Origin of the sequence: Bradyrhizobium sp. ISRA430 (assembly GCF_029909975.1) — a bacterium.
In the GTDB taxonomy this organism is placed as follows: domain Bacteria; phylum Pseudomonadota; class Alphaproteobacteria; order Rhizobiales; family Xanthobacteraceae; genus Bradyrhizobium.
On record NZ_CP094516.1, the window covers coordinates 2,358,603 to 2,385,542 of the forward strand.

A 26,940-nucleotide genomic window follows, 5' to 3' on the forward strand; every position below is an offset into this window, starting at 1 on the left:
AGGCGACAGCCGCACGGCACACGGCTGATCCGCATGGGCTGATTTTGGAATTCAACAATGGCCGCAGTGTCTGCAAGAAATATTTTCAAGAAGTTCGACGACGTTCTCGCGGTCAACGGCATTACGCTCACGGTGCCGGACGGCGAATTCATGGTCCTGCTCGGGCCATCCGGCTGCGGGAAGACGACTTTCCTGCGCATCGTCTGCGGCCTCGAGCGGCAGACGAGCGGCGATCTCGTGATCGGCGGCAACCTCGTCAACGACGTACCGCCCCGCGCGCGGGGCGTGGCCATGATGTTCCAGAGCTACGGGCTTTATCCGCACTACACGGTACGCAACAACATCGCCTTTCCGCTGAAGACGCAGCACGTTCGCCGCGCAGACATCGAGAGGAAGGTGAGCTGGGCGGCGAGCCTGCTCGGGATCTCGCATCTGCTTGATCGCCGGCCACGCCAGCTCTCCGGCGGCGAGCGCCAGCGTGTCGCGCTCGCGCGCGCTCTCGTGCGCGAGCCGACGGCGCTGCTCCTCGACGAGCCGTTGTCCAATTTGGACGCCAAGATGCGCGCCTCGGCGCGCCATGAAATCCGACAATTCCAGCAACGCGTCGGGATCACGACCATCTACGTGACACACGACCAGGTGGAGGCAATGGGCATGGGCGACCGCATTGCCGTGATCGACCGTGGGCAGATCCGGCAGGTGGGAACGCCGGTGGAGATCTATGAAGACCCGGCCGACCGTTTCGTCGCAACCTTTGTCGGCACGCCGCCGATGAACCTGCTGGCGCGCAACGGCGGGTATCTCGGCTTTCGGCCCGAGAACTTTCTCCCCAGGGAAATGGTCAATGGCGCCGATGCGGAGGAGTTCTCATTCCGGATCGATCGTTCCGAATATCTCGGCTCGGAGCGCATCGTCTATGGCGCGGTCGAGGGCTTCGATCCGACGCAGGTGATCGCGGCGAAGCTGCCCCCGGCACATGTCGCCGAGGAAAGCATTCGTCCTGGCGAGTGGCACCGTTTTGCCATCCGCCGCGGCGCATTGCGGTATTTCGATGCGGACGGCAAGCGGACGATGTCTCACTAGGGCGCATCACCAGAACGGGTTCTCTTATGGTCACGATCGCCGAACCAATCGCCAAGCCGGCATCGCGCTACCGCTTCATCCTGGACCGACGCGACGTGCTCGGCAGCGTCATGGTCGCGCCCGCGATCCTCTACGTGCTTCTGCTTGTCGGCCTGCCGTTCCTCCTCGCGGTCTACTACTCGGTCAGCGCCTATACGATCTACGATCCGACCTGGCGCTTCGTGGGCCTTTCGAATTTCAGGCAGATCGTCAGTAACCCGGTCTTTCAGGAAACGCTGGGCAATACCTTTCTCTTCACCTTCGGATCCCAGCTTCTCGGACTCGTGCTCGGCAAGTTCGGTGCGCTGCTGCTGATGCGACCGTTCCCTGGCCGCAAGATCGTCCGGGCCCTGATCATCCTGCCGTGGGCCGTGCCCATCGCACTCGCCACCGTTGCCTGGGAGTGGATGTTCGATTCGCTCTACAGCGTCATCAACTGGACGCTGATCGCGATCGGCGTCATCACCCGCTCCGAGGCGCCAAACTGGCTCGGCAACCCGCATTTGGCGATGCTGTGCGTGATCGTCGTGAATGCCTGGCGGTTCTTTCCATTCGCGGTCGTCATCTTCCTGGCCGGCATGACCTCGATCCCGCAAGACGTCATTGATGCCGCGACGGTTGATGGCGCCGGCTTCTGGCGGCGCAACTACCAGATCGTCCTGCCGATGATCCTGCCCATTGTCGCAGTTGGCCTCATCTTCGGCATCGTGTTCACCTTCACCGACCTTTCCATCGTGTTTCTCTTGACCAATGGCGGTCCGGTCGGCGCAACCTCCGTGCTGGGGTTCGAGGGTTTCCAGGTCGGCATCGTCTCCGGCGACGTGTCGCATGGCGCCGCCATCTCGTTGTTCATGCTGCCGGTGCTGTTCTTCGTGGTGGTCGGCATGCTGCGCTTCATCCGGCGGCGGGAGATCTGACGTGCGCCGTGCTCTCCTCAACGTCGCGGGCGAGAGCGCCTTCTACAGCGCGGTGGCGGCCTTCGTCGTTCTGACCGCCTTTCCGTTCTACTGGATGCTGATCACCTCGTTGAAGAGCAATCCCGATCTCTACAACGTCACCAACATTCCGTTCTGGTTCAACGAGACGCCGACGCTCGAGCACTTCCAATATCTGTTCGAGCAGACGCTGTTCGCGCGCTGGCTCCTCAACTCGCTGATCATCGGTCTCTGCGTCGTCGCGATCACGCTCATCGCCGCACTGCCGGCCGGCTATAGCCTGGCGCGGATGGTCGGCCGGAACGGCGAGGCGCTCGGCATCGGCATTTTCCTGACCTATCTCGTTCCGCCGACCCTTCTGTTCCTGCCACTCTCGCGCATCGTCGCATCGCTTGGCTTGCAGAATTCGATGTGGTCGCTGGTGTTGGTCTACCCGACCTTCACGATCCCATTCTGCACCTGGCTATTGATGGGATTCTTCAAGGCGATGCCGGTCGAAATCGAGGAGGCGGCGATCGTCGACGGTTGCAGCCTGTTCGGCGCTTTCGTCAGGATGGTCCTCCCGCTGTCCCTGCCAGCCATTCTGACAGCGGTGATTTTCACCTTCACGCTGACCTTGCAGGAATTCGTCTATGCGCTGACGTTCATCTCCGCTTCGGCGCAGAAGCCGGTTACGCTCGGTGTCGCCACCGATCTGGTTCGCGGCGACATCTTCTTCTGGGGCGAGATCATGGCCGGCGCGCTGATTGCCAGCATCCCCGTTGCCATCGCCTATAACCTGTTCCTTGATCGCTTCATCTCCGGCATCACAGGCGGCGCCGTCAAATAGCCGGTACCCGACTTGCGGGCAGGCAACTCCCTACTCCGCCATCTCGACGGGCTGAGCGCTCGCCGGCCCTGCCAGGGGCCGCTCCTCCATCAGGATCAGGCAGAGCGCGGCGGTGGCCATCATCGCGGCCGCCGCACCGAACACGTAGCGGAACGCGACCATCATGTCGGCCGAGGGGATCGCGTTGATGGCGCCGTGATGCTCGCCGGCAAGCGGAATGTCCGCGCCCAGCGAGATCAGCAGGATGGCCGCGAAAGCCGCAACCGCGAACGAGGACATCAGCGAGCGGAAGAAATTCATCGCGCCGGTGATGGTGCCGACCTGGGCGCGGGCGACCGAATTCTGCAGCGAGACGACGCAGACCGGGAAGGTCGTGCCGAGCCCCAGCGCAAACGCGGCCATCAGGAGCAGAAGCCCCCACAGCGGCAGCGTCAAGAAGGTCAGGCCGAGGCCACAGAGCGCGGCCCAGGACGTGCCGACGACGGCGACGCGCTTGTAGTGCTTGGCGCGCGCCATGGTGCGGCCGGCGATCGCCGCGCCGCAGGTCGAGACCGCCGCGAGCGGGATCAGCGCAAGCCCCGCCTCGCTGGCGCTGAGACGGTAGACGGACTCGTAGTAGAGCGGGAGCTGGACGGTCAGGCCAGTGATCGCGCCGAGCGCACAGCCGCCGGCCGTGAGCGCGTAAGGTGCAACCGTTCCGCCAAGCAGCGGCAGCAGCAGGAATGGCTCGTCCGCCCGGCGCGCGTGCCATACGAAGGTGAATGCCAGCGCGACGGCGGCCCCGACCATCGCAAGGACGGTTGGCGAGAGCCATGGGTAACGGGTCCCGCCCCAGGTCAGCACCAGCATGAAGACGACCGCAGATGCCATCAGCAGCACGCCGCCGAGCCAGTCGACCTCGCGCTTGCGATGGAACACGGGGATCTTGTTCATCTTCGGCAGCAGCAGCGCAAGCGCCGCAGCCGCGAGCGGCAGATTGATCCAGAAGATCATCGACCAGTGCAGATGTTCGGCGAACACGCCGCCGATCACGGGGCCAAGGATGCCGCCGACCATCCAGACGCTGGAGAAATAGGCCTGGTACTGGCCGCGCTCGCGCGGTGAGACGACGTCGGAGATCACGGTCTGCACCACCGGCATGATGCCGCCGCCGCCGAGGCCCTGCAGGCCGCGGGCCAGGATGAGCATCGGCATGTTCGGCGCGATCGCGCAGAGGATCGAGCCGGCCACGAACAGGCTGAGCGAGGTGATGATCATGGCGCGGCGGCCATAGATGTCGCTCAGCGTCCCGAACACCGGTGCGACCGCGGTCGAGGCGAGCAGATAGGCCGTGATCACCCAGGACAGGTTCGAGACGTCGTGGAACTGGCGCCCGATGGTCGGCAGCGCTGTCGCCACGATGGTCTGGTCAAGCGCCGCCAGGAACATCGTCAGCATCAGGCTGATCACGATGGTCCGCACCTCATCGGTCGAGAGCGACGCCGGCGGAGCGATGGAGGGCGAGTTGCTGACGCTGATGACCTCGGACGGAAGTCGGGAGAGCTCTTCGGCGATGTCGTCAGGCAATGCCTGGGTATCGGCAGGTTGGCTGCTCTGCCGTTCGAACTTGTTCATGTCGATCGGACGTCGTGGGAAGCGGCGCAACGCCGCGAAGGATTCGTTCTATCTAAGCAATCTAAGCAGCAAATATCTTTCCTGGCAGGCGCCGCGACGCATGGGAGCATCCCGCCCCCGCGCCATCCCGAAGACGTGATCGCCTCGGCGCGGAACAGCGAGCAGTTCTTCAGATGTCGCTTTCAGTCCTTCGGACGTCGTTTGAGGCGTGCCCGTTTCGGCAGCAGCGCCGGCCATTGCACGATGTGATCCTCGAGCTCCTCGTCCGGGATGTCCTCCTCGCTGCCCTCAACCCGGCCACGGACGGAGACGCCAGCCTCGTGAACGGTGTTGGGATCGCCGGAGACCAGGGGATGCCACCAATAGAGATCACGTCCCTCGGCGACGAGCTTGTAGCCGCAGCTCGGCGGCAGCCAGTTCAGGGTGCGGACATTGGCCGGGGTCAGGCGAACGCAGTCCGGAACCTTGTCCGAGCGATTCGGATAGTCCTTGCAGGCGCATGTCCCGGCATCGAGCAGCTTGCAGCCGACATGCGTGAAGTAGATCCGCCCGGTATCCTCATCCTCGAGCTTGTTCAGGCAGCAGCGGCCGCAGCCGTCGCAAAGGCTCTCCCATTCGACCTCAGACATCTCGTCCAACGTCTTGGTTTTCCAGAAAAATCCGTCCTGGTCTGAAGGCTTTTTGCGAGCTGCGGTCATGCGCCTCAACAAGATTCGAAAGAACTACGGCCAACTCATCTAGGGCGATGGCCGACAACGCTGCAAGCACCGCCCCCTGAAAGCCCGGTAAAGAAACGGGGCCAATTGGGCCTGTTTGTTCAAAATCGCGAGCGTAGCCATTGGTTTATAGGCCTCGCTCGGCTAGAAGAAACCCTCAAGTCCCCTCGGACGCGAACCGGGCGCCTTGGCTTTGCCGCAACGCTCCCGCAAGACGTCTCGATGCCGCCCCGGCCGGGTGCTTGAACGGTTTCGAACCGAGCCTCAAGGGTTCTAGGTGCGCCAGATCATACCACCGCATTGGAAGACCAGGATCCGGAATTTCTTCCTGGATCTCGATGCGCGCATCGACTCCTCGCTGTTCTCCTCGGCCAAGGGCATCCGCGAGCTCTATGAGCGCTACTCGACCTTCATGGATCGCTTCTATGTCGGGCGGTGGAAGCGGTGGGTGTTCATCGAGCCGCTGTCGGAAGCCGCGACCCTCGGGCTCGGCGGCCTGGTGGTGCTGCTCGCGCTCGCCATCCCCGCCTTCCGCGAGACGGCGGACGAGGACTGGCTGAAGAAATCCGATCTCGCGGTGACGTTCCTCGACCGCTACGGCAACCCGATCGGCAGCCGCGGCATCAAGCACAACGACTCGATCCCGCTGGAAGACTTTCCGGATGTGCTGATCAAGGCGACGCTCGCGACCGAAGACCGCCGCTTCTACGACCATTTCGGCATCGACATCGCCGGTACCGCGCGCGCCCTCCTCACCAACGCCCAGGCCGGCGGCGTGCGCCAGGGCGGCTCCTCGATCACCCAGCAGCTCGCCAAGAACCTGTTCCTGAGCAACGAGCGTACCATCGAGCGCAAGATCAACGAGGCGTTCCTCGCGATCTGGCTGGAATGGCGCCTGACCAAAAACGAGATCCTTAAGCTGTATCTCGACCGCGCCTATATGGGCGGCGGCACCTTCGGCGTCGACGGCGCGGCGCATTTCTACTTCAACAAGTCGGCACGCGACGTGAACCTCGCGGAAGCCGCCATGCTCGCCGGCCTGTTCAAGGCCCCGACCAAATACGCCCCGCACATCAACCTGCCTGCCGCCCGCGCCCGCGCCAACGTCGTGCTCGACAACCTCGTCGATGCCGGCTTCATGACCGAGGGCCAGGTGTTCGGCGCCCGCCGCAACCCGGCCTTCGCGGTCGACCGGCGCGACGAGAACTCGCCGAACTACTATCTCGACTACGCCTTCGACGAGATGCGCAAGCTCGTCGACACTTTCCCGAAGTCGTATACCGAGCGTGTCTTCGTGGTCCGGACCGCGATCGACACCAACGTGCAGAAGGCCGCCGAAGAGGCGATCGAGAACCAGCTTCGCCAGTTCGGCCGCGACTACCACGCCACGCAGGCGGCGACCGTCGTCGCCGATCTCGATGGCGGCATCCGCGCCATGGTCGGGGGCCGCGACTACGGTGCGAGCCAGTTCAACCGCGCCACCGACGCCTACCGCCAGCCCGGCTCGTCGTTCAAGCCTTACGTCTACACCACCGCGCTGCTGAACGGTTACACGCCGAACTCGGTCATCGTCGACGGCCCGGTCTGCATCGGCAACTGGTGCCCGCAGAACTATGGCCATTCCTATTCCGGCTCGGTGACGCTGACCCAGGCGATCACGCGCTCGATCAACGTGGTGCCGGTGAAGCTGTCGATCGAGATCGGCCGGAGGGAGCAGCCGAAGGCGCCGAATCCGGCCAAGATCGGCCGCGCCAAGATCGTCGAGGTGGCCCGCCGCTTCGGCATCAAGGCCCCCCTGCCCGACACGCCGTCGCTGCCGATCGGCTCCGACGAGGTCACCGTGCTCGAGCATGCGGTGGCCTACGCGACCTTCCCGAACAGGGGCAAGGCCGTCACGCCGCATGCGGTGCTGGAGGTGCGCACGGGTGCCGGCGATCTGGTCTGGCGCTGGGACCGCGACGGTCCCAAGCCGCGGCAGGCCATTCCACCGAATACCGCCGCCGACATGGCCGGCATGATGAGCCACGTCGTCAGCGAGGGTACCGCGCGCCGCGCCGCGCTCGACGGCATTCCGACCGCGGGCAAGACCGGCACCACCAACGCCTATCGCGACGCCTGGTTCGTCGGTTACACCGGCAACTTCACCTGCGCGGTCTGGTACGGCAATGACGACTACTCGCCGACCAACCGCATGACCGGCGGCTCGCTGCCGGCGCAAACCTGGCATGACATCATGGTCGCCGCCCATCAGGGCGTCGAGGTCAGGGAGATTCCCGGCATCGGCATGGGCCAGAAGCTGCCGCCGCAGCCGATGGCCGCCAACGCGCAGGCCAATGCGGCGCCGAAGGTGCTGGAGACCAAGCCCGGCCCGCCGCCGGTGCTGACCAAGCGCGGCGCCGATATCCTGGTGCACGTCGAGAAGCTGCTCGACGAGGCGGCCAAGACCGCGACCAAAACGACATCCGACGACACGACGAAGCCGGCCAAGCCCGCCTCCTCGTCGAGCGCGCTCGCCTTCCCGCAGAATTACGCGGCGGAAGAGAATGCAAGCTCGTCCGCCCCACGCAAGAACTGATCGATACCGTGCGGCTGATCCTGATCACATTGACGGCGCTTCTGCTCGCGACCGTCGTCGGCGTCGGGGCGACGTGGATGACCACGACGCGGGGCACCGATATCGGCGCACTGACCATCGGCGCCTGGACTGCGCGCCCCAGAACCGGCACCGCCGACGTCGATCCCTATTCGCGCGCCACCATCGTGCGCAACGGCGAGCTGCCGATCGGCACCGGTGACGGCGTGGCGTTCACGGCGACCGCCGACGACAAGAACAAGGCGCTCGACGGCCGCTGCGATGTCGTCGTTTCCGGCGTGACGCCGCCGGCGCGGTTCTGGACACTGACGCTTTACGACCGCAAGGGCCACCTCGTCGCCAACTCGCTGCAGCGCTACGGCTTCACCAGCCAGGAGATCGTCCGCGGGTCCGACGGCTCGTTCGAAATCCACATCGCCTCGCGCTCGCGCGCGGGCAACTGGCTGCCGACCGGCGGCATCGAGCGCTACGCGCTGATGCTTCGCCTCTACGACACGCCGGTGGGTGTTGCGACGCGCACCCAGCGCGATGCGCCGATGCCCACGATCACGACGGTGGGCTGCTCATGATCCGTCTGCTGTTCACCATTGTCGCCGGTATCCTCCTGGGCCTCGTGGTCCATCTGGTCAGCGTGCTGGCGCTGCCGCGAATCGCGACCCAGGACGCCTATTCGCGGCTGACGCCGATGACCAAGCTCAATGCCGTCACGCAGCTTCCCCTCGCGGACCCCAACACCTCGCCGATGCCGTTCATGGATCCGGCCTTTGCGCAGGCGATCTGCCGCTACGATCTGTCGGGCGGGCCGCTCAAGCTCGCGGTGCCGGTGAGCCAAGCCTACACCTCGGTGTCGTTCTACACCCGCAACGAGATCGCCTATTACGCGATCAACGACCGTTCGGCGGGCAAGAAGGTGATCGAGCTCGACTTGATGACGGAAGCACAGCACAACGAGCTGCCCGAGGACGAAGAGATCACGTCCGCCGACCGCCTGATCATCGACTCGCCCAGTGCGACCGGTCTGATCGTGATGAAGGCGCTCGCCGCAGAGCCCGGCCTGATGCAGCAGGCACAGGCTTCGCTCGGCGCCGCAACCTGCGCGGTTCAGACCGAGCCGCCCGCGAAGGCCGAGACGCCGCGCGGTCGCCGCTGAGCCGCCTGTTTCGCAAGCTCACTAAAAATCCGCAAAACAACCCCATGCAAAGTAGAGGGGCAGAGAGCCGACTTATTCTGCTCATTTGAGTTTTGACTGGTTTGGGCCCCCTTCGCGCAGCAACTCCTTGAGCTGCCGGCAAGCTGATTGGCGGCTTCCTCGTCAATGAGGAAATCATAATGACCTTTCTGAGTGACGAGGGTTACCGTCCCCAGAAGCTCATGAGGAGAGTCTTGGGCTGCCAGGACCCCGCATTCCAAAACGATCATATCGATAATATCGTCGCTCATGTTCAGTGGCGGATCGGGCATAGCGCGAATATCCAATCTCAGAGGTCATGATGTGTCCAAGTCAGCAAATCATGGTCGCGGCCGGTATCGAGCTTTTCCTCACCGGATGGCTGCTCATCGCCCCGCCTATCAGCAAAGTGCAGGCAAGAATGATCCGCAAGCGCGGAGAACTGATCGTGGTGAGCAACCTCTGAGACCTGTGAGAGTGACCAAGGGGTTACTCGGTCGAGATTCCGAGCGGGCGACAATCTTTACTATTTGAAATTGCGCTGCGATCGGCAGCATGATCACCCTACCCGCTCCCATTTCTCTTGCGCCCGTCCTGCCGTTGCGATTTGATACCCTGATTAAGTACCGAATTGATTTTTGCGTTTCCCGGTCCGAACTTGGTGAGGGGGGAATGATGATTGATCTTGAAGGGAAATTGGTGCGGTTCGAAGAACTCGCTGGTGAATGCGAACTCATTGCCAAACTGGCCACGGACCATAAAAAACGTGAGCTGTTTCTGCGCGTGGGAGGTCACTACCGTGACTTGGCGGCCGACATCAAAACAGCCATCATGAATGCTGCGATCGACCGGCCTAACGATCCGGACGGCAGATTGCCGTCCCGATAGTCGCGAGCCCAGATCACTGCACCTGTCATGCGTTCACGCCGGCGGTGAGCGGCGAGTTGCGCGAGACGGCCAAGTAGCGAAGCGGGCGGGGGCGCATCCGTGTCGATTTACGATCCATTGCAGCAAAGACTGGCCAGAGTCCAAGATCGGACCGTCCGACTTACCTTTGCTGAGATCGAAGCCCTCCTGGGCCGGTCTCTGCCCGCCTCCGCCTACAGGTTCTCGGCATGGTGGGGCAACGAGACCTCTCGGACGGCCGGCCACACGCAGTCGAGGGCGTGGCTCCTGGCAGGATTCCGCGCAAGAGTTTCGCTCAAGCTTCGCACCGTCGAATTTGAACGCAGGTACGTGAGCGATCACAGTCCGAAGCATCCATTGGCGCGCGCACCGAACGAGCAGTCGGGCGGGTGAAGCGCGTCCTGATCGCTTTCGATATCGCTGGTCCGAAGCAGGAAAGACTCCGGCCACCCGCCTGGCCCGGCGCCACCAGCCTCCTGAAGCGGTTCCCGAATTAACGAATTGCCGCGACATCAAGCTTAATTCGTGAGTTTGATTGCGGGGGCTCAATCGCCAGCTAACATCGCTGCCGTCGGACAATTGTCCTGGTCCGAGCCCACCATCACGAAGTCGTCGCGCCAATATACTCGGTGCGGCGGCTTCGTTGGTTGCAACCGCTTTTATTGGCTCAGTTTTGAAAATGCCGTCGGACAACGAGCACCTCGATCTGATCGAAATGCGTCGGCAGCTCACGGCCTTGCGTTCGCAGAACTCCGACAAGCGTCTCGTTACGACGCTATTGAACCGTTTCCTGGTGAAGATCGCACTTCTGTCAGCGCCGCAAGATCGGGCGCACGAAAGACATCTTCGAGCCGAGTTCGCACGGACGCTGAAGAGGGTCGAAGCAATCGCCTTGCGCAGATCATCGTCCAAGCGATCTGCTGTTGCTAAACCGCCAAAGTAACATCAACGATGAGCCAGCAGCCGTGAACTGTCACAATTCCTTGGCATGATCATTGCAGATTTAGGACCAACTGGGATTTCAGTGCTCAGTTGGACAATAGAGCGCTGCCGGGACGTGTATTTCGAGCCCGGCAGCGCTTCTTTATTGCCCTGCCCGCCAGGCCCGTCAACGTTCGACCGGTGCTGTAGCTCGGCATAGCCCCAAGGAAACGGCCCCGCCTCTTTCCGGGCAGAAAGAAGCGAGGCCGCCGCATTCCAAGAAATCGCGGCCGAATGGGGTAAGGTTTAAGGAATCAGCCGCAGACCAAGTCTAGCATGGCCTCCCGCGATCTCCGAGGCGCCGGAGCGATCGCAATCTCATCAGTCCCTAGTGCGCGCCGCACCGGCAGTTCTCGTAGTCGACGGGATCATGGCTGTTGAAGACCGTCACGCGATCGCCGTGTTTCAGCTTGAGCGCACGCAGCCGCGCCTGGTTCGCGATCCGCGCGTTGCGATCCATGTCGACCCGGCGCTGGAAATAGCCGAGCACCAGCGGCATGCGAGCCGATGCCTCGAGCTGACCGTGAAAGAAATAGCTGTCGCCGGCATGTAGCAGCCATTTGTCGCTGATGCGCACCGCGATGCCGCAATGACCGAGCGTGTGACCGGCGAGCGGGATGATCAGGACGTCCGCCTCGCGATCGCCCAGCGCGCGGACGCCCTTGAAGCCGAACCAGTCTTCGCCGGCTTCATCGTAGAACTTCCAGCTTGGTCTGTGCTGCCACTGCTCGGTGACATATCGCCCCTCTGGTGGCGGCGGCTTTCGCAGCACCGCCATGTCGTATTCGGCGCGGTGAACGTGAATCGCGGCATGGGGAAAGTCGGGAACGCCGCCGGCATGATCGCGATCGAGATGCGTCAGCAACACGTGACGCACATCATTGGGCGAATAGCCGAGCGCCCTCACCTGCTCGACTGCGGTCTCGGATGGATCGAGTTTTGGCGCGGTCTGCCGCAGCCATCGCCGTCCCAGCCGCCCCGGCGCCGCGATATCGCCGAGCCCGATGCCGGTGTCGACCAGGACTAATCCAATATCGGTTTCGATCAGCAGGCAGTGGCAGACCATGCGTGCGCGCTGGAACAGGCTTCCGGTGCCGTTCACCAGACGCTGCCCCATCGGGCACATGGTGCCAGTGTTGAGATGATGGACTTTCATCGAGAACCCTTTGCCGGTTGTGAGCAAAGCGTTCTTGTCATCGCCCGAACCATAGGTAAAATATCAAATATTGATAACATCCATAGGACTTCCCTATGGATATCCGCGAACTTCGCTACTTCGCCGCTGTCTACCGCGCGCGCAATCTGACCGCGGCGGCGCGCGCATGCTTCGTGTCACAGCCGTCGATCTCCACCGCGATCACCAATCTGGAGGCCGAGCTCGGGACGACTCTCTTCATCCGGCACAAGAAGGGCGTCGCGCCCACCGCCTCGGCAGAGCAGTTTCACGCCCACGCGCGCCGCATCATCGACGAGGCCGACGCCGCACGCAGCCTGTTCAGGAAGCCGAGCGCGAAGACCACGGTAACTCTCGGCCTGATGCGCACGCTCGACGCGCCGCGGGCCATCGCCCTGTTGAAGCCACTGACGGCCCATCCGGACGTTTCGCTCCGCCTCGTCGGTAGCGACGAGTACGCCGATGCGCGGATCATTTCGAAGAACATGCTCCGCGCAGACGAGCAATTCGTCACGCTCTGGAGCGAACACTACGTCGCAGCGCTGCCGCCGTCACACCCGCTGACGCTCAAGGACAGGCTCCGCGCGGCCGACCTCGCCGATGTTCCCCTGATCGATCGCTGCCACTGCGAGAGAGGCGAATTCTTCGGACGCACCGCGCAGCGGCGCCCGCCTGCCGCGATCGCGCAATCCGAGGATTGGGCCATGGCGCTGGTCGCGGCCGGCGTCGGCATCGCCATCGTCCCCGAAGGCGTGGCGCGCGGCAATCCGGACGTCGCAGTGCGCGAGATCGAGGTGAAGGTGCGGCGGGAGGTCGGGCTCGCCTATCGCGCATCAGTGCCGCTGGCGGATGCGCTGAAGGATTTTGTCGCGAAGCTTGGGAAGCAACGGCCTCGGTCGAAGCGGATCGCGCGCCAAACGAGCGCGCGCAAGACTCCTAGCCGCGCACGCTAACCGAACGTCCGTAAGACGGCTGCGCCGCGACCGGCGGATTGGCGGTTTGGGCTGCGAGCTCGCCGATCAGGCGGTCGGCATCGGCCGCCATGCCGTCGGGCGCGTGGATCACCAGCCGCTCGAGCGCCCAGCGATAGGACGAGACGCGCTGCTCGAGGCACTGCTGCACCCACTGGACGATCAGCGAGTTCTCCTGCATGCGCCCGACCGCATCGGCCCTCTCCTTCGGCGACAATTCGGAGACGCGCGCCATGCTGGCATTGCGCTTGCGATCGAGATCGATGACGCGGATCGCACTGGCAAAGAACGGCTCGAAGCGGGTGATGTCGTTGCGCACGTCCTCGATGAGCTGAGCATAGCGCGAGGTGTGCGTGCGATGCGGCTCGTCGATCAGGGTGCGTCCATACATGGTGCGGTCGAACACGACCTTCTGCCGCCAGGGCGACGGCAACGCCTGGTAATCACCGAACACGCTCTTCCAGGCCGGGCGCGACAGCGGCGGCTCGATCAGGGGATAGGCGAGATCACGGAGTTGGCGTTCTTCCTCGGTAAGCTGGAAGTCCGAGGGGCGCACGCCGACGCTCGAGGTGACTTCAGCGCCGAGCCAGCGATGCATGTCGTCGCTGCGCATGTCGGCACGGGTGCGGCCGAAATCGCCGCCGCTGCAGCCCGCAAGCGCTGCACCGATAAGCGCGAGCAGCACGGCCGATGAGAGAGACCGGATCTGGCGGATTGTTTCCGGCATTGCACGAGAGCCGGATCTAGCGACGGCGACGACGGCGCCCTGGCGCTGTGCCCTGTTCCGGCCCACGACCGCCGCTGGTCTCATCCGCCTCGCGCTCGATGCGGATCACGGGAAGGATCAGGACCGTCCCCATTTCCGTGCGCGGTGCCATTTCCCCCGACGAGGCGAGCCGGCGACCGGCCGGAAATTCGATGATGGTCCCCATGTCAGCTCTCTTCAATTGCCGCGCGACCGAAGGCGGTGCCGCAACATGGGTTCATTAAGATCAGCACATGGTTAACGAGGTGTAAACATGGCGTTCGGACCGTAACCACACGGACCGCGCCGCGCAGTCCCGTTGCGGCACGACAACACCCTGAAATGCGCGTCGCGTTTCACGTCTCGTTTTCCTTAACGAGCCTTTAAACGAACCCGCGATAGGCTCGTCCAAGGACCTTTCCAAGTTGCGTACGCCTCAATGACCAAGTCGCTGTTTCCCGGATTCGACGGGCTGATGACCCTCTCCCGTCGCGAAGGCGTCGATATCCGCCCGACGCTGCTGCGCGTGCTGACGGACCTCTATGTCCAGGCGAGCAGCCACAGTGACGACGAACAGCGGCAGTTCGTCGAACTCGCCACGCGCCTGATCGATCAGGTCGACGATGCGACGCGCGCCGCCGTCAAGGCGCGGCTTGCGATCTACCCGGCAACGCCCGCACCGATCATGCAGAAGCTCGGGCTGATGGCCGCGCAGGAGGGCCGCCGGATTCCGCTCGCGCGGGAAATCCCCACGCCGCCGCCGGCTCCCATGCCCGCGCGCACGCCGACCGATGCGGAACTGCGCATGGCCTCGAACATGGCGATGCAGCCAACGGACGCCGCCGATATCCACGACATGTTCTTTCGCGCCGACGAATCCGAGCGCGCCCTGATCCTGCAAAACCTGGCGCAGACACCGCTCAAGGCCGCGCCGCGCATTCCGACCGTGCGGGCCAAGCGCGCGATCCAGATCCTGGAGATGGCGGCCATCGCCAACGACGTCGAGAACTTCACCCTCGAGCTCGGCGACAGCCTGATCCTGCCCTCGCGCGTCGCGGCGGAGATCGTCGACGATCCCGGCGGCGAAGCGCTGGCGGTCGCCGCACGTGCGCTCGACATGCCGAGCCCCAACTTCCAGCGCATCCTGCTGTTCTTCAAGCCGGAGATCGGCACGTCGGTGAACACGGTGTACCGGCTGTCGCGGCTTTACGACCGTCTGAGCGACCGCTCTGCGCTGGTGATGCTAGCTGCCTGGCGCGGCTCGACGCTCGCAGTCACGCGCGCCAAGTACCAGTCCTCGCTGTACGAGGGCGAGCGCCAGCGCGCGCGTGCAATCGCTAACCAGCCGCGGCCCACTATGCAGCCCGGCGCGATCCCCGCGACGCGAACCGGCACGGGTGGCTCGGATCGCTAGAGCATAGCCTGCCGCTCGTGAGTCACCTCTCCCCAGCAGGGCCTGTTGCGCTACTGGCTTTTGAGGCCGAGACAGGTCAGGGGAGAAGCTGGTTGCCGGGGTAGCGGGCCGACGAAGGGGTCGGCTGGTGCCCTCGGCGGGCGGCTCAGGCTGTGATCGCAGCCCATTTCCTCATGTTGAACGCGATGGAGGCGAGCAGGACTTGCCCGCTTGCTTTGGCAAGACCGACATAACGGATGCAGGTCAGTCGCATGCGGCGTTTGAGGGTGGCGAAGGTGGTCTCCACCGTTGCCCGTCGTCGGGCGATGAGAAGGTTGTAGCGTTTGAGCCTCGGCGGCAGCTCCGGGTGATGCCTGTTGGGACGACGTGCGATGCGGGGCTTTTTGCCTTCAGCTTTCAGCCGGGCCCGCCTGGCATGGGTGTCATAGGCGGCATCGGCCCACACCACGGCTTCGTCGCCGCGGATCAGATCGTCCGCAGGCGTCGTGTCGTTGATATTGGCGGGCGTGGTCAGCACCGACCGGATCAGGCCGGAGCCCTCATCGACACCCATGTGAGCCTTGTAACCGAAGGTCGAGCCGCTTTTGCCTTGCCGCTTGGCAAACCGGGCATCGGGATCCTTCGACGGCTGTTCTTGCGTCGGAGGCGCTGACACCGCCTGGATCAATGTCGCATCCAGCATCGTGCCGCGCTTCAGGATGACACCAGCATTCTCAAGCTGACGATCGAGCTCACCAAACAGCTTGTCCAGCAGCCCTTGCTCAACAAGCTGGTTCCGGAAGCGGTTCAGGACCGTGTGATCAGGCGTCGCATCTTCGAGACTGAGACCCACGAAGCGCTTGAACGACAAGCGGTCCCCCAGCGCCTCCTCGAGCTCGCGCTCCGAAAGACCATAGAGCGACTGCAACAGCAGCGCGCGAAACAGCACCAGCACCGGATAGCCCGGGCGGCCAGGGCTTCCTTCATCCCGCAAATGCGCCATCAGCTTCTCGAACCGGTACCATTTGACCAAGCTCGACAACCGATCCAGCGCCGCATTGGCACCGGCTCCCTTCGGCAGCCACGCCTCAATAAAACTCGGCTGCCCCGTCTGCTTCACCGCCATCGTCAGTCCTCCAGGGCTCTGCCCTACAGAATCACAGTCGTGGGATTACGCAACAGGCCCCAGCAGGGAGAGGTGAAGCACGTTCCTCGCCGCGCTGGCTCAATTGAGATTGATATCCGCCCAATCAGGTCTTCGCCAGCTCCAGGAAATGCCGCCCCGCGCGGTCCTCGGTCTCAACGATCCAGGCGTCGGGGTCGAAGCGGATTTCCTTGGTCAGGCGGTCCTCGACGGACTGCTCCGGCTGAGGCTGCGGCGCAACGGGCACGAAGAAGCGATCGACCGGCCGGCCGTCCTCATAGACGGTCTGCGGCGCCGGCACGTACAGCATCGCATTACCGTCAAGCAGCGAGACCTTCACGAACACCGCGCCCGCCTCTTCGGCGCCGCGACGGCGTACCGCGCCGAACACGCCCTCGGTTTGGCAACGGCGCAAGTAAGCCGCCACCCAGATGCTGGATTTCAATCTCATGAGCAGGATAGATAGGCCAGCGCCGGGGTCGGCACCAGCCTGCGCGCAACGATGACGATTATTCGACGGGGTGCCCGATCGCGGCCGCGAGCTCGCGCAACAGGCGATCAGACACCTGCCCGGTAACGGCCATCCTGTGCTCGCGCTCGAACTTCTGGATCGCGGACTGGGTCTCGCCGCTCATCGTCCCCGTGACCTTCAACTGGCCGTAGCCATATTCGGACAGCGCGCGCTGGACGCCGGCGATGCGTCGCGCCGCAGGGCTCTGCGGCACCGGGATCGGCGCCGGCGGTCGGGCGATGGCGACGGATGGCGGCGTCGACGTCGTGGCCTTGACCAGATTGGTCATAGGATCGCCCGATCTCGGCGTCGATGCGGTCGCCTCGACCGGTTTCTCCGGCGCCCTCTCTGCAGGCTTCGGTTCGACGCGAAATTCAGTCGGTTTCGGCTCGAGCGGCGACATATCGGCGCCGACCGGACGCGGCCGCGGAAGCGGGCTCGACAGCGCAGCGGACGATGGCGCGGGCAGATTGATCACGGTTCCGAACATCGGCGCCGGATGCCGGCCGGTCTGGAGAAATAGCGCATTGCCGATGATGGCGCAGACAGCGGCGATAGCGACGAAGCCGGCCAGCGTGTCCTTGGGGCTGTGCAGCAGAATCCGCATCGCGAGATTGCGCTCGGTCTCGATATCGACAACAGCAGCCTTGGCGCCACGGCGGCGCGGAGCGGCAGCGTCCTTTGCAGACTTTCTAGGCACTTTTCTTCACCAGAGCAGGTTGGTCCTGGGGGTGGTCTTGAGTTTGGTCTTGCGTTTCCTGGCGCGGCGCCGGCGTCAACGTCGCGATGTTGCTCTCGGGCGGCTTGACTTGCGGCGGCGTGTAGACGAGCGGCAGCTTGACCGTGACGGCCGTGCCCTCGCCGAGCCTGCTTTGTACCGTCAATTCGCCGAGATGCAACGCCACGAGGCTCTTCACGATCGAAAGGCCGAGGCCCGTGCCTTCGTGGCGGCGTTGATAGGTCTTGCCGGCCTGGAAGAACGGCGCGCCGATGCGCTTGAGGTCATCGGGCGCGATGCCGACGCCGGTGTCGCTGATGCGAAGTGTGAGCTGCGAGGCGGACGCCGCGGCGGCGACCGTGACCTGACCGTCGCGCTCGGTGAATTTGATGGCATTGGCGACGAGGTTGAGCACGATCTGCTTGAAGGCGCGCGGGTCGCCGGTCATCATCGGCAGGTCCTGCGGCGCATCGGTGATCAGATCGATGCCGTTCTCCCGCGCCTTCAGCGCGAGTAGATTGCAGCAATGAAGCAGCGCGCCACGCGGCGCGAATGGCTCCGACGAAATCTCGAAATTTCCCGACTCCATCTTCGACATGTCGAGGATGCCGTTGACGACCGACAGCAGGTGCTGGCCGGAATCGTTGATGAGCTGGGCATATTCCTTGCGCTGGGCTGCGCCGAGCATCAAGCTCTGCTCCTGCGCGATCATCTCCGAGAATCCGATGATGGCGTTGAGCGGCGTGCGCAGTTCGTGGCTCATGGTGGCGAGGAAGCGCGTCTTGGCGGCATCGGCGGCTTCAGCGGCGCTACGCGCCTCTTCGAGCGCCTGCTCCTGGTTCTTGCGATCGGTAACGTCGCGCATCACCGCGACGACCTCCGCTTCGCACGCCATGTCGCGCGCCGACTCCTGATCGAGCGGCCGGCAACGCATCTCGACCCAGAGGAAATCGACCTGGCCGCGTTCGGGCCCCGCATTGTCGCGCCGCAGCCGGAACTCGACGCTGCGGACCTCGCCACGCGCTGCATCCGACAGTGCGGTGAGATAGGCCGGACGATCGGCGACATGGACGCGGTCGAACAGACCGTGGCCGAGCAGTTGTGCAACCGGAATCCCGAGCATGCTCTCGGCCGCCGGCGAGATGAACTGCACCGCGCCGCCGCGCTGATGCCGCGAGATGACATCACTCATATTGCGCGCCAGCAGCCGGTAACGCCCCTCTTCACGCGACAAGAGCGCGACGCTCGTGCGCGCCAGCGATTCCGCGCCAAAGGCGAGGCCCGCGGCGTAGAGCGTCGCCGAGGCGACACCGAATGCCAAGTAGACGCCGCGTTCCATGGCGCTCGGTTCTGCCGGCGGAAGCCAGCCGAACTGGCTGACAAGGATCAGCATCCCCGCACAGGACAGGGCGAGCAGCGAGGCAAAGGCCGCGGCGCGGCGCGAGGCCGACAATGCGGCTTCGAGTGGAACCGCGACCAGCCAGATCGCGGCAAAGGATTCGATGCCGCCGGTCGTGGCCACGACCGCCATGATCAGGCCGGCGAGTGCCAGCGACGACAGCACATGCGCACCTTCATAATGGCCCGTGCGCGACAGAAACCACGACAGCAGGATCGGTGCGATCAGCCATGCGAACGCCGCGACTTCGATCGCGCTCGGCGCGCCACGCATGGCAAGATAGACGGGAAAGGCGGCGAAGGCGGCCAGGCTGCCGAGCAGCCGCGGCGCCATGAAGGCACGGTGGCGCGCCCGCGTCAGCGCATCGTAACGCGCAGAGGGATGCAGCAGTGCATCGAGACAATCGCGGATGATACTCAAAACTGTCACGGGTCTCGCGCTTCGGCTCATTCGTCGAAAAGACGCGCCGGAACGCCTCCTTATCGTTGAGCCACCGTGTCAGAGTGACATTAAACGAACGCTAAGGCGGCTGCCCTCGCCGCCGAACACCGCGTGATCGCGGACATTTTTAGACGATTTGACGAGGTCTTCGACAGGGATGGTGAACGCGGGGTTTCGCTGCAACCCTCATGGTTTCGAATTGGTGGACGCGCAGGCGCCGTCAATCGAAAATTTACGAGACTGTCGGCCGCCAGGAAATTTGCGTCAATTTTCCAAGAATTAAGCTCAAGGCAATCACTTGCGATTTATCGAGGATTGCTAGATCGGACGCGTGCGGGGACCGCCGCGGGCGGGATCTAACCTACAGGTCGCAAGATGCGCTTTCTGCTCCGCATCACATTCTGGCTCGGGCTGGTGCTGGTGCTCCTGCCGCGGGACAAGACGCCCGAATCGGAGAAGCTGCCGCAGCTCGGCGCCGCCGATGCCGTGCAGGCTGCGACCGCGGCCGTTTCGGACATGAGCCAGTTCTGCAAGCGCCAACCGGCGGCCTGCGAGGTCGGCGGACAGGCGGCGACCATCATAGGCCAGCGCGCCCAGGACGGCGCGCGCAAGCTGTACCAGATCATCAACGACAAGAAAGAGCAGATCACCAACGACAAGAACGAAAAGAACGAGAAGAAGGCGCCCGACCACACCGGCTCGATCGCGATGGCCGGCGAAGGCGATACGGCCGCGAGCGAGGCGCCGCCCGACACCCTGACCCAGGACGACCTCGCGCTGGAATGGCGCGGGCCAGCAGCGGCGAATTAGAGCCCAAACCCTATCGATTTCGCGCCTTCGCGTCCCTATATTGGCGGGAACAGGGATCCACGGGCCGACTATGACGACGATTGACGAAATCAGGGATAATTTCGAGATACTGGACGACTGGGACGACCGCTACCGCTACGTCATCGAGCTCGGCCGCACCTTGGAACCGATGTCCGAGGCGTTGCACTCGGCCGAGAACAAGGTGCAGGGCTGCGTCAGCCAGGTCTGGCTGTCCAAGAGCATCGAGCGCGGCAACGGCGCGCCAGTCCTGAAATATCTCGGCGACAGCGACGCGCATATCGTGCGCGGGCTCGTCGCGATCCTGCTTTCGCTCTATTCAGGCCGCACGCCGCAAGAGATCCTGTCGACCGACGCGATCGCGGTGTTCGACGAATTCGGCTTTCGCGAGCACCTGACGCCGCAGCGTTCCAATGGCCTGCGCTCGATGGTCGAACGGATCCGGGTCGACGCGAGAGAGGCGCTCGCCGAAGCCTCCTGAAGCGGCGCTATTTCCGTTTCCGCTGCTGCTGCCCGAGCCCCATCTGCTTCGCCAGTTGCGAGCGCGCCACCGCATAGTTCGGCGCGACCATAGGATAGTCGGCCGGCAGGCCCCATTTCTCGCGGTATTGTTCCGGCGTCATGTTGTACTGGGTGCGCAGATGGCGCTTCAGCGACTTGAAGCGCTTGCCGTCCTCCAGACACACCAGATAGTCCGGCGCGATCGACTTCTTCAGCGAGACCGCCGGTTTCGCCGGCTCGAGCAGCGCCTCGGTTCGGCCCGCGGAGACCCGCACCAAGGCGCCATGCACCTGGCTGATGAGATTCGGAATCTCGCCGGCGGGTGTCGGATTGTTGCTGAGATAGGCCGACACGATGTTCGCCGTCAGCTCGATGAAATTTTTGCCGCCAGCATCCGACATGGCTCGCCCCCTCTCCAATCTGGCTTCGTCGCGCTGGATTGGCGACGCCTAAGTATTCTCTGTCAACAATACGTTCGGCTCAAATACGACGACTGGCCAATATGGGCTGGTTACTGGTGGAATGACAACAACCCCAGCGCTTTACTTGATCGCCCAAGGCGTCAGGAGCGCTGGTCGAGATGGGCGCGCAATTCGTCGATCGAGGCGAAGCGCATCATGCCCTCCGGCATCTGCGCTTCGATCGATCCGTCGGAATAAAGCGAATAGGCCATGCCGTCGACGACGCCGGATTTGAGCACGGTGACGGGTGGCTGCTCGGCCGGAGCTGGCGGAGGCGGCGGAGATTCGGACGCGGGCGGAGCAGCTTCGGTGAAGGCCGAGGGCGAGCGCGGCGGTGGCGCCGGACGACGCGACGCTGCGGGCTCGGCCGGCCGCATCCGGTCGGGCTTCGGCCAGGCATCGTCGAAGCTCGCAGGCGGCGCCTCCGGCGCAGCGGGGGTCGCAGGCTCGGCAGGCGGTTGCGGCGGCAGGCCTTCGGCAGCCTTGCCCTGGGCGCGCTCGCGCTCCTTGCGCGAGGTCGAGGCAAACAGCAGGTTGCGCCGCCGTGGCGCCTCGGGAGTCGCGGGCGGCGGCGCGGGCACTTCCGGAGCGGATGGCGCCTCGGCGCGCGACCGCTCGCGTGCGGCGTCGTCGAGCCATGGCGGGGGCGCAACGGGCGACGGCGGCGGCTCGGCCTTCATTGCTGGCGCGGACGCCGCCTCGGCCATTGGCACGCCGGCCGGCGCGAGGCCCGGCGGCAGCACGGGCCGGACCCGGACGTCCGACGGCGCTGTCAGGTTCGCAAGGCGCCGGGCGATGCTCTTCAGTTCCAGGACCACGACGTAGAGGCCCATCAGTAACATTCCGGAGCAGACGCCGATTGCGCCGACAAGTATCAGCGTGTTGCCGAAACCGAATTCCTTGATCGGGATGCCAAAAAGGATCGCAAGGAGGCCCGCCACGACAGCGACGATCCCCGCGATCAACAATGCCAACGTCATCGAACACACCCCCGGCCGCCGATCCGCTCGCGACACCCGTCGCGCCACGATACCGTCATATTGCGTACCTCGCCAACGGCCAATTGCCGCCACCGTTCCTTAAAGGAAGGAAATCAGAGACTTATTCACATTCCCTTCAGCATCGGTTCGCTAGCACTAGAATGCTGCGAAAGCTGGAAATTGCTGCGTCGCATCAGGAATTTAGCCATAATGCCCAATTACTTGGTAATGGAACTGCGCTATAGGGATTCCGGGGAACAGGCCCGCGCGCACCAGCAGGGCCAAGAGGGGATTCCGGGTCACCGATAGCCATGACGTCCATAACGACCTCGGCGATCGACACGCCTGCGCGGCGCTCGATTGAACGGACATGCGACGATCTCGCCATGCTGGTGCTGGCGGCGGTCGCTGTCATTGCGGGCCTGACTTTCCGCGACTACGGGCTCGGCTGGGACGATTACACTCACGCCGAATATGCCGACCTCCTGTTGCGCATGTTCGGTTCCGGCTACAAGGACACCGCGGCGCTGTCTTTCGCCAACCTCTATATGTATGGCGGCGGCTTCGACATGGCCGCGGCTCTCCTGCACAAGATCCTACCGCTCGAGCTGTTCGAGACGCGCCGTCTGGTCGGTGCGATCGTGGGCGTCATCGGGCTCGCCGTGACATGGCGGCTCGGCCGCCGCATCGGCGGACCGCTCGCCGGACTTGCGGCGCTGCTCCTGCTCGCGCTGTGCCCGATCTTCTACGGCCACATGTTCATGAACCCGAAGGATGCGCCCTTCGCGGTGGCGATGATCATCCTGATGCTGGGCCTGGTGCGGCTCGCCGAGGAATATCCGCAGCCCTCGCCGCGCACGATCCTGATCGTCGGCCTCGGCGCCGGCCTGTCGATCGGCTCGCGCATTCTCGGCGGCCTTGCGCTGGTTTATGCCATGGTCGGCTTCGTGCCGATGTTCCTGGAAGAGCTGCGTATCGAAGGCGCGCACGAAGCGGTCCGCCGCTTCGCCCATGTCATCTATGTGCTGCTGCCCGGCCTCGTGCTCGGCTATCTTGTGATGGGCCTGATCTGGCCGTGGTCGATCATGCAGCCCGGCAATCCCTTCGAGGCATTGACCTACTTCTCGCACTTCTTCGAAAAGCCGTGGAAGGAGATGTTCGACGGCGCGATCGTGTCCGTGCCGGACATGCCCTGGTCCTATCTGCCGACGCTGTTCGCGCTCCAGCTTCCCGAGGTGATGCTGGTGCTGACGATCGGCGCCGTGATCGGCACCTTCGCCCTGCTGCCGCGCCGCGAGGTTCCGGCGCGCCGCAAGACCATCATGCTGATGCTCACGCTGGCGGCGACGCTGCCGCTCGCGATCGCGATGGTGAAGCGGCCGGCGCTCTACAACGGCATCCGCCATTTCGTCTTCGTGATCCCGCCGATGGCGGTGCTCGGGGGCGTTGCCTTCGCCTGGGCCATGGAGCGCCTGCGCGCCAATCACCGCGCCTGGCAGCCGGCCGTGGTCGCCACGTTCTGCTTCGGCCTTGCGCTGCCACTCGCCGAGATGATCCGGCTGCATCCCTATCAATACACCCACTTCAACTACATCGCCGGCACCGTGCGCGGCGCCGACGACCGCTTCATGCTCGACTATTGGGGCCTGGCGCTGAAGCAGGCCTCCGACGAGTTGCGCGAGCAGTTGATCGAGCGCCAGGAGGTGCCGCCGCGTAATCGCAAATGGAAGGTCGCGGTGTGCGGTCCGCAGCGTCCGGCGCAGGTCGCGCTCGGACCCGATTTCACCATCGGCTGGGACTCCAACGCCGCCGATTTCGCGATGACGCTCGGCGAGTTCTACTGCAAGGGTCTCACTGCCCCCGTCATGGTCGAGATCAAGCGCGACGACGTGGTGTTCGCCCGCGTCTACGACATCCGCGGCCGCAGCATTTCCAGCCTGCTGTCGATCCCGGCGCCGTAACAATCTTGTCGGGTCGGCTGTCATTGCAGCCGATCCATCATCCAGGCTCCGTAACGCGGATGGAGCGAAGCGAAATCCGGGACAGCCAGACTCCCCGCATTCCGCGGAGCCTGTCATCGGGCGGCGCTTTGCGCCGACCCGTTGGCTCCATGCGGGCTACGCTTGACTGCTGCGCATCGGGTGCCTTGCTGGCGGCAGCTTGCGAGACTACGCTTCCTTCCCGCAACAACGATGTTCGGAGAGACCAGCCATGTCGCCAGCGGAAGCGCGCCTGAAGGAAGTGCCGTCGAACATGACGGAGGCGGAGTGGCAGCAACGGGTCAATCTCGCCGCCTGCTACCGCCTCGTCGCGCTCTATGGCTGGGACGACCTGGTCGACACCCACATCTCAGCGCGTGTGCCCGGACCGGACCATCACTTCCTCATCAACCCCTACGGACTGATGTTCGACGAGATCACGGCGTCGAGCCTCGTCAAGGTCGACCTGCACGGCAACCAGCTCACCGAAAGCGAGTACAGCATCAACCCGGCCGGCTTCACCATCCATTCGGCGATTCACGAGGTCCGCGAGGACGCGATCTGCGTGCTACATCTTCACACGCTCGATGGCACCGCGGTCTCCAGCAGCGCCGAGGGCCTCCTGCCGCTGAACCAGACCGCGCAGCTCGTGACTCACGACCTCGCTTATCACGACTATGAAGGTATTGCACTCGATCACGACGAGCGGCCACGGTTGCAGAAAGATCTCGGCAATCACAACCACATGCTCCTGCGCAACCACGGCACGCTGACGGTCGGCCGCTCGGTCGCCTCCGCCTTCGAGCGCATGTACCACCTCGAGCGCGCCTGCTCGATGCAGGTGCGCACGCGCGCGCTGGGCACACCGGTCTATCCGGTCGACGAGACCGCGATCGACAAGAACACCGAGTTATTGTCGAACCGTGATCGCGCCGAGCTGCGTGCCACCAACCTGGTGTGGCCGCCGTTGCTGCGCAAGCTCGACCGCGTCAATCCGGGCTACAGGACTTGAGATTTTCGGGATTTGGTGTAGAGTAGCGGTCAACTACCTCTGCACATTTTGGAATGAAACGCCGTCCAATCCCGGGCGGCGTTTTTATTTTGTGCGCCTTCGCAGGGTGAGTTAGCCCCGCGGCTGCGCGAAGCGCAGTCCGCCAGGCGTAACCCACCACTTCTGTCGCCGCGCAAGCGGAGGTGGCTTGCGCTTCGCTAACCCACCCTACACATTTGCGCGGTGCCTACTTCACCTCCGCCAGCGCCGCGAGGATACGGGCCCAGGAGCGGATGCCCTTCTGAAAACTTTTCAGATCGTACTTCTCGTTCGGCGAGTGGATGTTGTCGTCGTCGAGGCCGAAGCCGACCAGTAGCGAGTCCAGCCCAAGCGTGCGCTTGAAATCGGCGACGATCGGGATCGAGGCGCCCGAGCCCATCAGCACGGTCTCTTTGCCCCATTCGTCGGTCAGTGCCTTCCTGGCGGCGGCGAGCGGCTTCATGTTCCAGTCGAGCGCGACCGCGGGCGCGGCGGAATGGTCGCCGAACTCGACCTTGCAATCCCCCGGGATCCGCGCCGATACGTAATCGCGGAAAGCCTTGCGGATCTTTTGGGGATCCTGCCCCTGGACCAGCCGGAACGATACCTTGGCCGATGCGTGCGAGGGGATCACCGTCTTGGAGCCTTCGCCGATATAGCCGCCCCAGATGCCGTTGACATCGCAAGTCGGACGCGTGGAGGCTTGCTCGACCAGGAGCCTGCCCTTCTCGCCAGCGGGGATCGACAGCCCAACCGGCTTGAGGAACGTCGCCGGCGTGAAGTCGAGCTTCTTCCACTGCTCAAGGACGTCCGGCGGCGTATCCTTTACGCCATCATAGAAGCCGGGAATGGTGATACGGTTGTCGTCGTCGAACAATCCGCCGAGAATTTTGGTCAGCAAGCGGATCGGGTTCATCGCGGTGCCGCCGAACACACCGGAATGCAGGTCGCGATTGGCGGCGGTGATCTTCACCTCTTCATAGAGCAGGCCGCGCAGCGACGTCGTGATCGCCGGCGTATTCTGGTCCCACATGCCGGTGTCGCAGACCAGCACGTAGTCGGCCTTGAACTCATCCTTGTTGGTTTCGATGAAGGGTACGAAGTTCTTCGAGCCGACCTCCTCCTCGCCCTCGATCAGGAAGGTGATGTCGATCGGCAGCGAACCCGTCACCTTCTTCCAGGCGCGGCAGGCCTCGACGAAGGTCATCACCTGCCCTTTGTCGTCCTCGGCCCCGCGCGCAACGATGATCTTGCGGCCGTCAGCGTGATCGGTGACGACGGGCTCGAACGGCGGACGGTGCCAGAGATCGAGCGGATCGACCGGCTGCACGTCGTAGTGGCCGTAGAACAGCACATGCGGCCGCCCGCCCGCCTTGCTTCGACCGACGACGGCGGGATGACCGGCGGTCGGCCGGACCTCGGTCGCGACGCCGAGGCCTGCGATGTCCTTCGCCAGATGCTCGGCCGCCGCCTTGCAATCATTGGCGAAGGCCGGGTCGGCCGAGATCGACTTGATCCGCAGCAGCGCGAACAGGCGCTCGAGGCTGTTGTCGAAATCCTTGTCGATATGGTCGAGCACGGACTGAAGCTGCGCGTTGGGCATTGTCGTGTTCCTGGCTGTGGTCCCGAGAGGCCTGCGGTTTTAGCGCCGCTGCGCCGTCGGAGCCAGCGCAACCGGCGGATGGCGGATGTGCCGGACCAGCACAGCGGCGAGGACAGCCGTGGTCGCGAGATTGTTGCCCCGCGAGGTGAACTACGCCCGCATAGAAAACCGTTTTAAGGAAAGTCTCTGCCTTCCCGC

The 26,940-nt window shown here is 64.1% G+C and carries 27 protein-coding genes; 14 read left to right on the top strand and 13 right to left on the bottom strand.

From position 1 onward, the window contains the following. Window positions 1-57: 57 nt before the first annotated feature. The 3 genes from MTX21_RS11635 to MTX21_RS11645 are packed head-to-tail and all read left to right on the top strand — an operon-like array spanning window position 58 to window position 2,886. On the top strand, window positions 58-1,083 hold the full coding sequence (locus MTX21_RS11635) for an ABC transporter ATP-binding protein (protein WP_280964946.1): 1,026 nt from the start codon (window positions 58-60) through the stop codon (window positions 1,081-1,083). 26 nt (window positions 1,084-1,109) lie between these two features. Then, entirely contained in the window at window positions 1,110-2,039 is a 930-nt protein-coding gene (locus MTX21_RS11640) for a sugar ABC transporter permease (protein WP_280964947.1), read from the top strand. A 1-nt stretch (window position 2,040) separates the two neighbouring features. Continuing rightward, window positions 2,041-2,886: a carbohydrate ABC transporter permease gene (locus MTX21_RS11645; protein ID WP_280964948.1), complete on the top strand. Its 846-nt coding sequence runs from the start codon at window positions 2,041-2,043 to the stop codon at window positions 2,884-2,886. A 30-nt stretch (window positions 2,887-2,916) separates the two neighbouring features. Here MTX21_RS11645 and MTX21_RS11650 read toward each other — a convergent pair whose 3' ends face one another. Both MTX21_RS11650 and MTX21_RS11655 read right to left on the bottom strand, forming a co-directional pair. Further along, window positions 2,917-4,500: an MDR family MFS transporter gene (locus MTX21_RS11650; protein ID WP_280964949.1), complete on the bottom strand. Its 1,584-nt coding sequence runs from the start codon at window positions 4,498-4,500 to the stop codon at window positions 2,917-2,919. A gap of 182 nt (window positions 4,501-4,682) precedes the next feature. Beyond that, window positions 4,683-5,198 carry a YcgN family cysteine cluster protein gene (locus MTX21_RS11655; protein WP_280964950.1) on the bottom strand — a complete coding sequence of 172 codons (516 nt, stop codon included), beginning with the start codon at window positions 5,196-5,198 and terminating at the stop codon, window positions 4,683-4,685. A gap of 295 nt (window positions 5,199-5,493) precedes the next feature. Here MTX21_RS11655 and MTX21_RS11660 point away from each other — a divergent pair, with 295 nt between their 5' ends. The 3 genes from MTX21_RS11660 to MTX21_RS11670 are packed head-to-tail and all read left to right on the top strand — an operon-like array spanning window position 5,494 to window position 8,959. Next, window positions 5,494-7,791, top strand: a complete 2,298-nt coding sequence (locus MTX21_RS11660; protein ID WP_280964951.1) for a PBP1A family penicillin-binding protein — start codon at window positions 5,494-5,496, stop codon at window positions 7,789-7,791. Window positions 7,792-7,799: 8 nt separating this feature from the next. Then, a complete protein-coding gene (locus MTX21_RS11665; protein WP_280964952.1) occupies window positions 7,800-8,378 on the top strand; it encodes a DUF1214 domain-containing protein in 579 nt (192 codons plus the stop codon). Next, entirely contained in the window at window positions 8,375-8,959 is a 585-nt protein-coding gene (locus tag MTX21_RS11670) for a DUF1254 domain-containing protein (RefSeq protein ID WP_280964953.1), read from the top strand. The genes MTX21_RS11665 and MTX21_RS11670 overlap by 4 nt, the downstream gene beginning before the upstream one ends. Here the strand turns inward: MTX21_RS11670 and MTX21_RS11675 are convergent. Further along, window positions 8,911-9,270, bottom strand: a complete 360-nt coding sequence (locus tag MTX21_RS11675; RefSeq protein WP_280964954.1) for a hypothetical protein — start codon at window positions 9,268-9,270, stop codon at window positions 8,911-8,913. The two genes, MTX21_RS11670 and MTX21_RS11675, sit on opposite strands and share 49 nt — an antisense overlap. 50 nt (window positions 9,271-9,320) lie before the next feature. Between MTX21_RS11675 and MTX21_RS11680 the strand changes: the two genes are divergently transcribed. Together MTX21_RS11680 and MTX21_RS40070 are read left to right on the top strand one after the other, a co-directional pair. Then, complete coding sequence (locus MTX21_RS11680) at window positions 9,321-9,443, top strand: hypothetical protein (RefSeq protein WP_280964955.1); 123 nt, start codon at window positions 9,321-9,323, stop codon at window positions 9,441-9,443. An 89-nt stretch (window positions 9,444-9,532) separates the two neighbouring features. Continuing rightward, window positions 9,533-9,865 (top strand): hypothetical protein, encoded by a 333-nt coding sequence (locus MTX21_RS40070; protein ID WP_341510892.1) that lies wholly within the window; start codon window positions 9,533-9,535, stop codon window positions 9,863-9,865. Window positions 9,866-11,192: 1,327 nt separating this feature from the next. Here MTX21_RS40070 and MTX21_RS11690 read toward each other — a convergent pair. Further along, window positions 11,193-12,020 carry an MBL fold metallo-hydrolase gene (locus MTX21_RS11690; protein ID WP_280964956.1) on the bottom strand — a complete coding sequence of 276 codons (828 nt, stop codon included), beginning with the start codon at window positions 12,018-12,020 and terminating at the stop codon, window positions 11,193-11,195. Window positions 12,021-12,115: 95 nt separating this feature from the next. On the opposite strand from MTX21_RS11690, the gene MTX21_RS11695 reads away from it, so the two are divergent. Then, the gene (locus tag MTX21_RS11695; protein ID WP_280964957.1) at window positions 12,116-12,991 is read left to right on the top strand and encodes a LysR family transcriptional regulator; all 876 of its coding nucleotides are present in this window, start codon (window positions 12,116-12,118) and stop codon (window positions 12,989-12,991) included. Here the strand turns inward: MTX21_RS11695 and MTX21_RS11700 are convergent. Next, window positions 12,975-13,736, bottom strand: a complete 762-nt coding sequence (locus MTX21_RS11700; RefSeq protein ID WP_280964958.1) for a hypothetical protein — start codon at window positions 13,734-13,736, stop codon at window positions 12,975-12,977. The genes MTX21_RS11695 and MTX21_RS11700 overlap by 17 nt on opposite strands. 16 nt (window positions 13,737-13,752) lie before the next feature. After that, complete coding sequence (locus tag MTX21_RS11705; protein WP_280964959.1) at window positions 13,753-13,941, bottom strand: hypothetical protein; 189 nt, start codon at window positions 13,939-13,941, stop codon at window positions 13,753-13,755. 252 nt (window positions 13,942-14,193) lie between these two features. Between MTX21_RS11705 and MTX21_RS11710 the strand changes: the two genes are divergently transcribed. Continuing rightward, the gene (locus MTX21_RS11710) at window positions 14,194-15,168 is read left to right on the top strand and encodes a DUF2336 domain-containing protein (RefSeq protein WP_280964960.1); all 975 of its coding nucleotides are present in this window, start codon (window positions 14,194-14,196) and stop codon (window positions 15,166-15,168) included. Between the two features lie 145 nt (window positions 15,169-15,313). Here MTX21_RS11710 and MTX21_RS11715 read toward each other — a convergent pair whose 3' ends face one another. The 4 genes from MTX21_RS11715 to MTX21_RS11730 all read right to left on the bottom strand — a co-directional run bounded on the left by MTX21_RS11715 (window position 15,314) and on the right by MTX21_RS11730 (window position 19,369). Then, on the bottom strand, window positions 15,314-16,273 hold the full coding sequence (locus tag MTX21_RS11715) for an IS5 family transposase (RefSeq protein WP_280964961.1): 960 nt from the start codon (window positions 16,271-16,273) through the stop codon (window positions 15,314-15,316). A 124-nt stretch (window positions 16,274-16,397) separates the two neighbouring features. Next, window positions 16,398-16,742, bottom strand: coding sequence for a DUF1491 family protein (locus MTX21_RS11720; RefSeq protein WP_280964962.1), 345 nt, complete (start codon window positions 16,740-16,742; stop codon window positions 16,398-16,400). A gap of 58 nt (window positions 16,743-16,800) precedes the next feature. After that, window positions 16,801-17,502 carry a peptidoglycan-binding protein gene (locus tag MTX21_RS11725; protein WP_280964963.1) on the bottom strand — a complete coding sequence of 234 codons (702 nt, stop codon included), beginning with the start codon at window positions 17,500-17,502 and terminating at the stop codon, window positions 16,801-16,803. After that, complete coding sequence (locus tag MTX21_RS11730) at window positions 17,495-19,369, bottom strand: PAS domain-containing sensor histidine kinase (RefSeq protein WP_280964964.1); 1,875 nt, start codon at window positions 19,367-19,369, stop codon at window positions 17,495-17,497. Before MTX21_RS11730 ends, MTX21_RS11725 begins: the two co-directional genes overlap by 8 nt. A gap of 366 nt (window positions 19,370-19,735) precedes the next feature. Here MTX21_RS11730 and MTX21_RS11735 point away from each other — a divergent pair, with 366 nt between their 5' ends. Continuing rightward, entirely contained in the window at window positions 19,736-20,170 is a 435-nt protein-coding gene (locus MTX21_RS11735; protein ID WP_280964965.1) for a DUF5330 domain-containing protein, read from the top strand. A 70-nt stretch (window positions 20,171-20,240) separates the two neighbouring features. After that, window positions 20,241-20,669 (top strand): SufE family protein, encoded by a 429-nt coding sequence (locus tag MTX21_RS11740; protein WP_280964966.1) that lies wholly within the window; start codon window positions 20,241-20,243, stop codon window positions 20,667-20,669. A gap of 7 nt (window positions 20,670-20,676) precedes the next feature. Here the strand turns inward: MTX21_RS11740 and MTX21_RS11745 are convergent, their stop codons facing one another. Then, entirely contained in the window at window positions 20,677-21,090 is a 414-nt protein-coding gene (locus MTX21_RS11745) for a MucR family transcriptional regulator (protein ID WP_280964967.1), read from the bottom strand. 161 nt (window positions 21,091-21,251) lie between these two features. Then, on the bottom strand, window positions 21,252-22,130 hold the full coding sequence (locus MTX21_RS11750; protein WP_280964968.1) for a DUF308 domain-containing protein: 879 nt from the start codon (window positions 22,128-22,130) through the stop codon (window positions 21,252-21,254). A 311-nt stretch (window positions 22,131-22,441) separates the two neighbouring features. Here MTX21_RS11750 and MTX21_RS11755 point away from each other — a divergent pair, with 311 nt between their 5' ends. Both MTX21_RS11755 and MTX21_RS11760 read left to right on the top strand, forming a co-directional pair. Further along, window positions 22,442-24,091: a glycosyltransferase family 39 protein gene (locus MTX21_RS11755; RefSeq protein WP_280964969.1), complete on the top strand. Its 1,650-nt coding sequence runs from the start codon at window positions 22,442-22,444 to the stop codon at window positions 24,089-24,091. Between the two features lie 250 nt (window positions 24,092-24,341). Then, complete coding sequence (locus MTX21_RS11760) at window positions 24,342-25,121, top strand: class II aldolase/adducin family protein (RefSeq protein WP_280964970.1); 780 nt, start codon at window positions 24,342-24,344, stop codon at window positions 25,119-25,121. Between the two features lie 226 nt (window positions 25,122-25,347). Here the strand turns inward: MTX21_RS11760 and MTX21_RS11765 are convergent, their stop codons facing one another. Further along, window positions 25,348-26,742 (bottom strand): M20/M25/M40 family metallo-hydrolase, encoded by a 1,395-nt coding sequence (locus MTX21_RS11765; RefSeq protein WP_280964971.1) that lies wholly within the window; start codon window positions 26,740-26,742, stop codon window positions 25,348-25,350. Window positions 26,743-26,940: the final 198 nt, after the last annotated feature.

Coding starts and splice junctions, on each gene's coding strand:
- MTX21_RS11675 (WP_280964954.1), bottom strand. CDS start 9,270: ATGCCCGATCCGCCACTGAACATGAGCGACGATATTATCGATATGATC.
- MTX21_RS11640 (WP_280964947.1), top strand. CDS start 1,110: ATGGTCACGATCGCCGAACCAATCGCCAAGCCGGCATCGCGCTACCGC.
- MTX21_RS11730 (WP_280964964.1), bottom strand. CDS start 19,369: ATGAGCCGAAGCGCGAGACCCGTGACAGTTTTGAGTATCATCCGCGAT.
- MTX21_RS11710 (WP_280964960.1), top strand. CDS start 14,194: ATGACCAAGTCGCTGTTTCCCGGATTCGACGGGCTGATGACCCTCTCC.
- MTX21_RS11750 (WP_280964968.1), bottom strand. CDS start 22,130: ATGACGTTGGCATTGTTGATCGCGGGGATCGTCGCTGTCGTGGCGGGC.
- MTX21_RS11745 (WP_280964967.1), bottom strand. CDS start 21,090: ATGTCGGATGCTGGCGGCAAAAATTTCATCGAGCTGACGGCGAACATC.
- MTX21_RS11755 (WP_280964969.1), top strand. CDS start 22,442: ATGACGTCCATAACGACCTCGGCGATCGACACGCCTGCGCGGCGCTCG.
- MTX21_RS11690 (WP_280964956.1), bottom strand. CDS start 12,020: ATGAAAGTCCATCATCTCAACACTGGCACCATGTGCCCGATGGGGCAG.
- MTX21_RS11740 (WP_280964966.1), top strand. CDS start 20,241: ATGACGACGATTGACGAAATCAGGGATAATTTCGAGATACTGGACGAC.
- MTX21_RS11715 (WP_280964961.1), bottom strand. CDS start 16,273: ATGGCGGTGAAGCAGACGGGGCAGCCGAGTTTTATTGAGGCGTGGCTG.
- MTX21_RS11765 (WP_280964971.1), bottom strand. CDS start 26,742: ATGCCCAACGCGCAGCTTCAGTCCGTGCTCGACCATATCGACAAGGAT.
- MTX21_RS11650 (WP_280964949.1), bottom strand. CDS start 4,500: ATGAACAAGTTCGAACGGCAGAGCAGCCAACCTGCCGATACCCAGGCA.
- MTX21_RS11635 (WP_280964946.1), top strand. CDS start 58: ATGGCCGCAGTGTCTGCAAGAAATATTTTCAAGAAGTTCGACGACGTT.
- MTX21_RS11655 (WP_280964950.1), bottom strand. CDS start 5,198: ATGACCGCAGCTCGCAAAAAGCCTTCAGACCAGGACGGATTTTTCTGG.
- MTX21_RS11735 (WP_280964965.1), top strand. CDS start 19,736: ATGCGCTTTCTGCTCCGCATCACATTCTGGCTCGGGCTGGTGCTGGTG.
- MTX21_RS40070 (WP_341510892.1), top strand. CDS start 9,533: ATGATCACCCTACCCGCTCCCATTTCTCTTGCGCCCGTCCTGCCGTTG.
- MTX21_RS11705 (WP_280964959.1), bottom strand. CDS start 13,941: ATGGGGACCATCATCGAATTTCCGGCCGGTCGCCGGCTCGCCTCGTCG.
- MTX21_RS11700 (WP_280964958.1), bottom strand. CDS start 13,736: ATGCCGGAAACAATCCGCCAGATCCGGTCTCTCTCATCGGCCGTGCTG.
- MTX21_RS11695 (WP_280964957.1), top strand. CDS start 12,116: ATGGATATCCGCGAACTTCGCTACTTCGCCGCTGTCTACCGCGCGCGC.
- MTX21_RS11670 (WP_280964953.1), top strand. CDS start 8,375: ATGATCCGTCTGCTGTTCACCATTGTCGCCGGTATCCTCCTGGGCCTC.
- MTX21_RS11680 (WP_280964955.1), top strand. CDS start 9,321: ATGGTCGCGGCCGGTATCGAGCTTTTCCTCACCGGATGGCTGCTCATC.
- MTX21_RS11720 (WP_280964962.1), bottom strand. CDS start 16,742: ATGAGATTGAAATCCAGCATCTGGGTGGCGGCTTACTTGCGCCGTTGC.
- MTX21_RS11760 (WP_280964970.1), top strand. CDS start 24,342: ATGTCGCCAGCGGAAGCGCGCCTGAAGGAAGTGCCGTCGAACATGACG.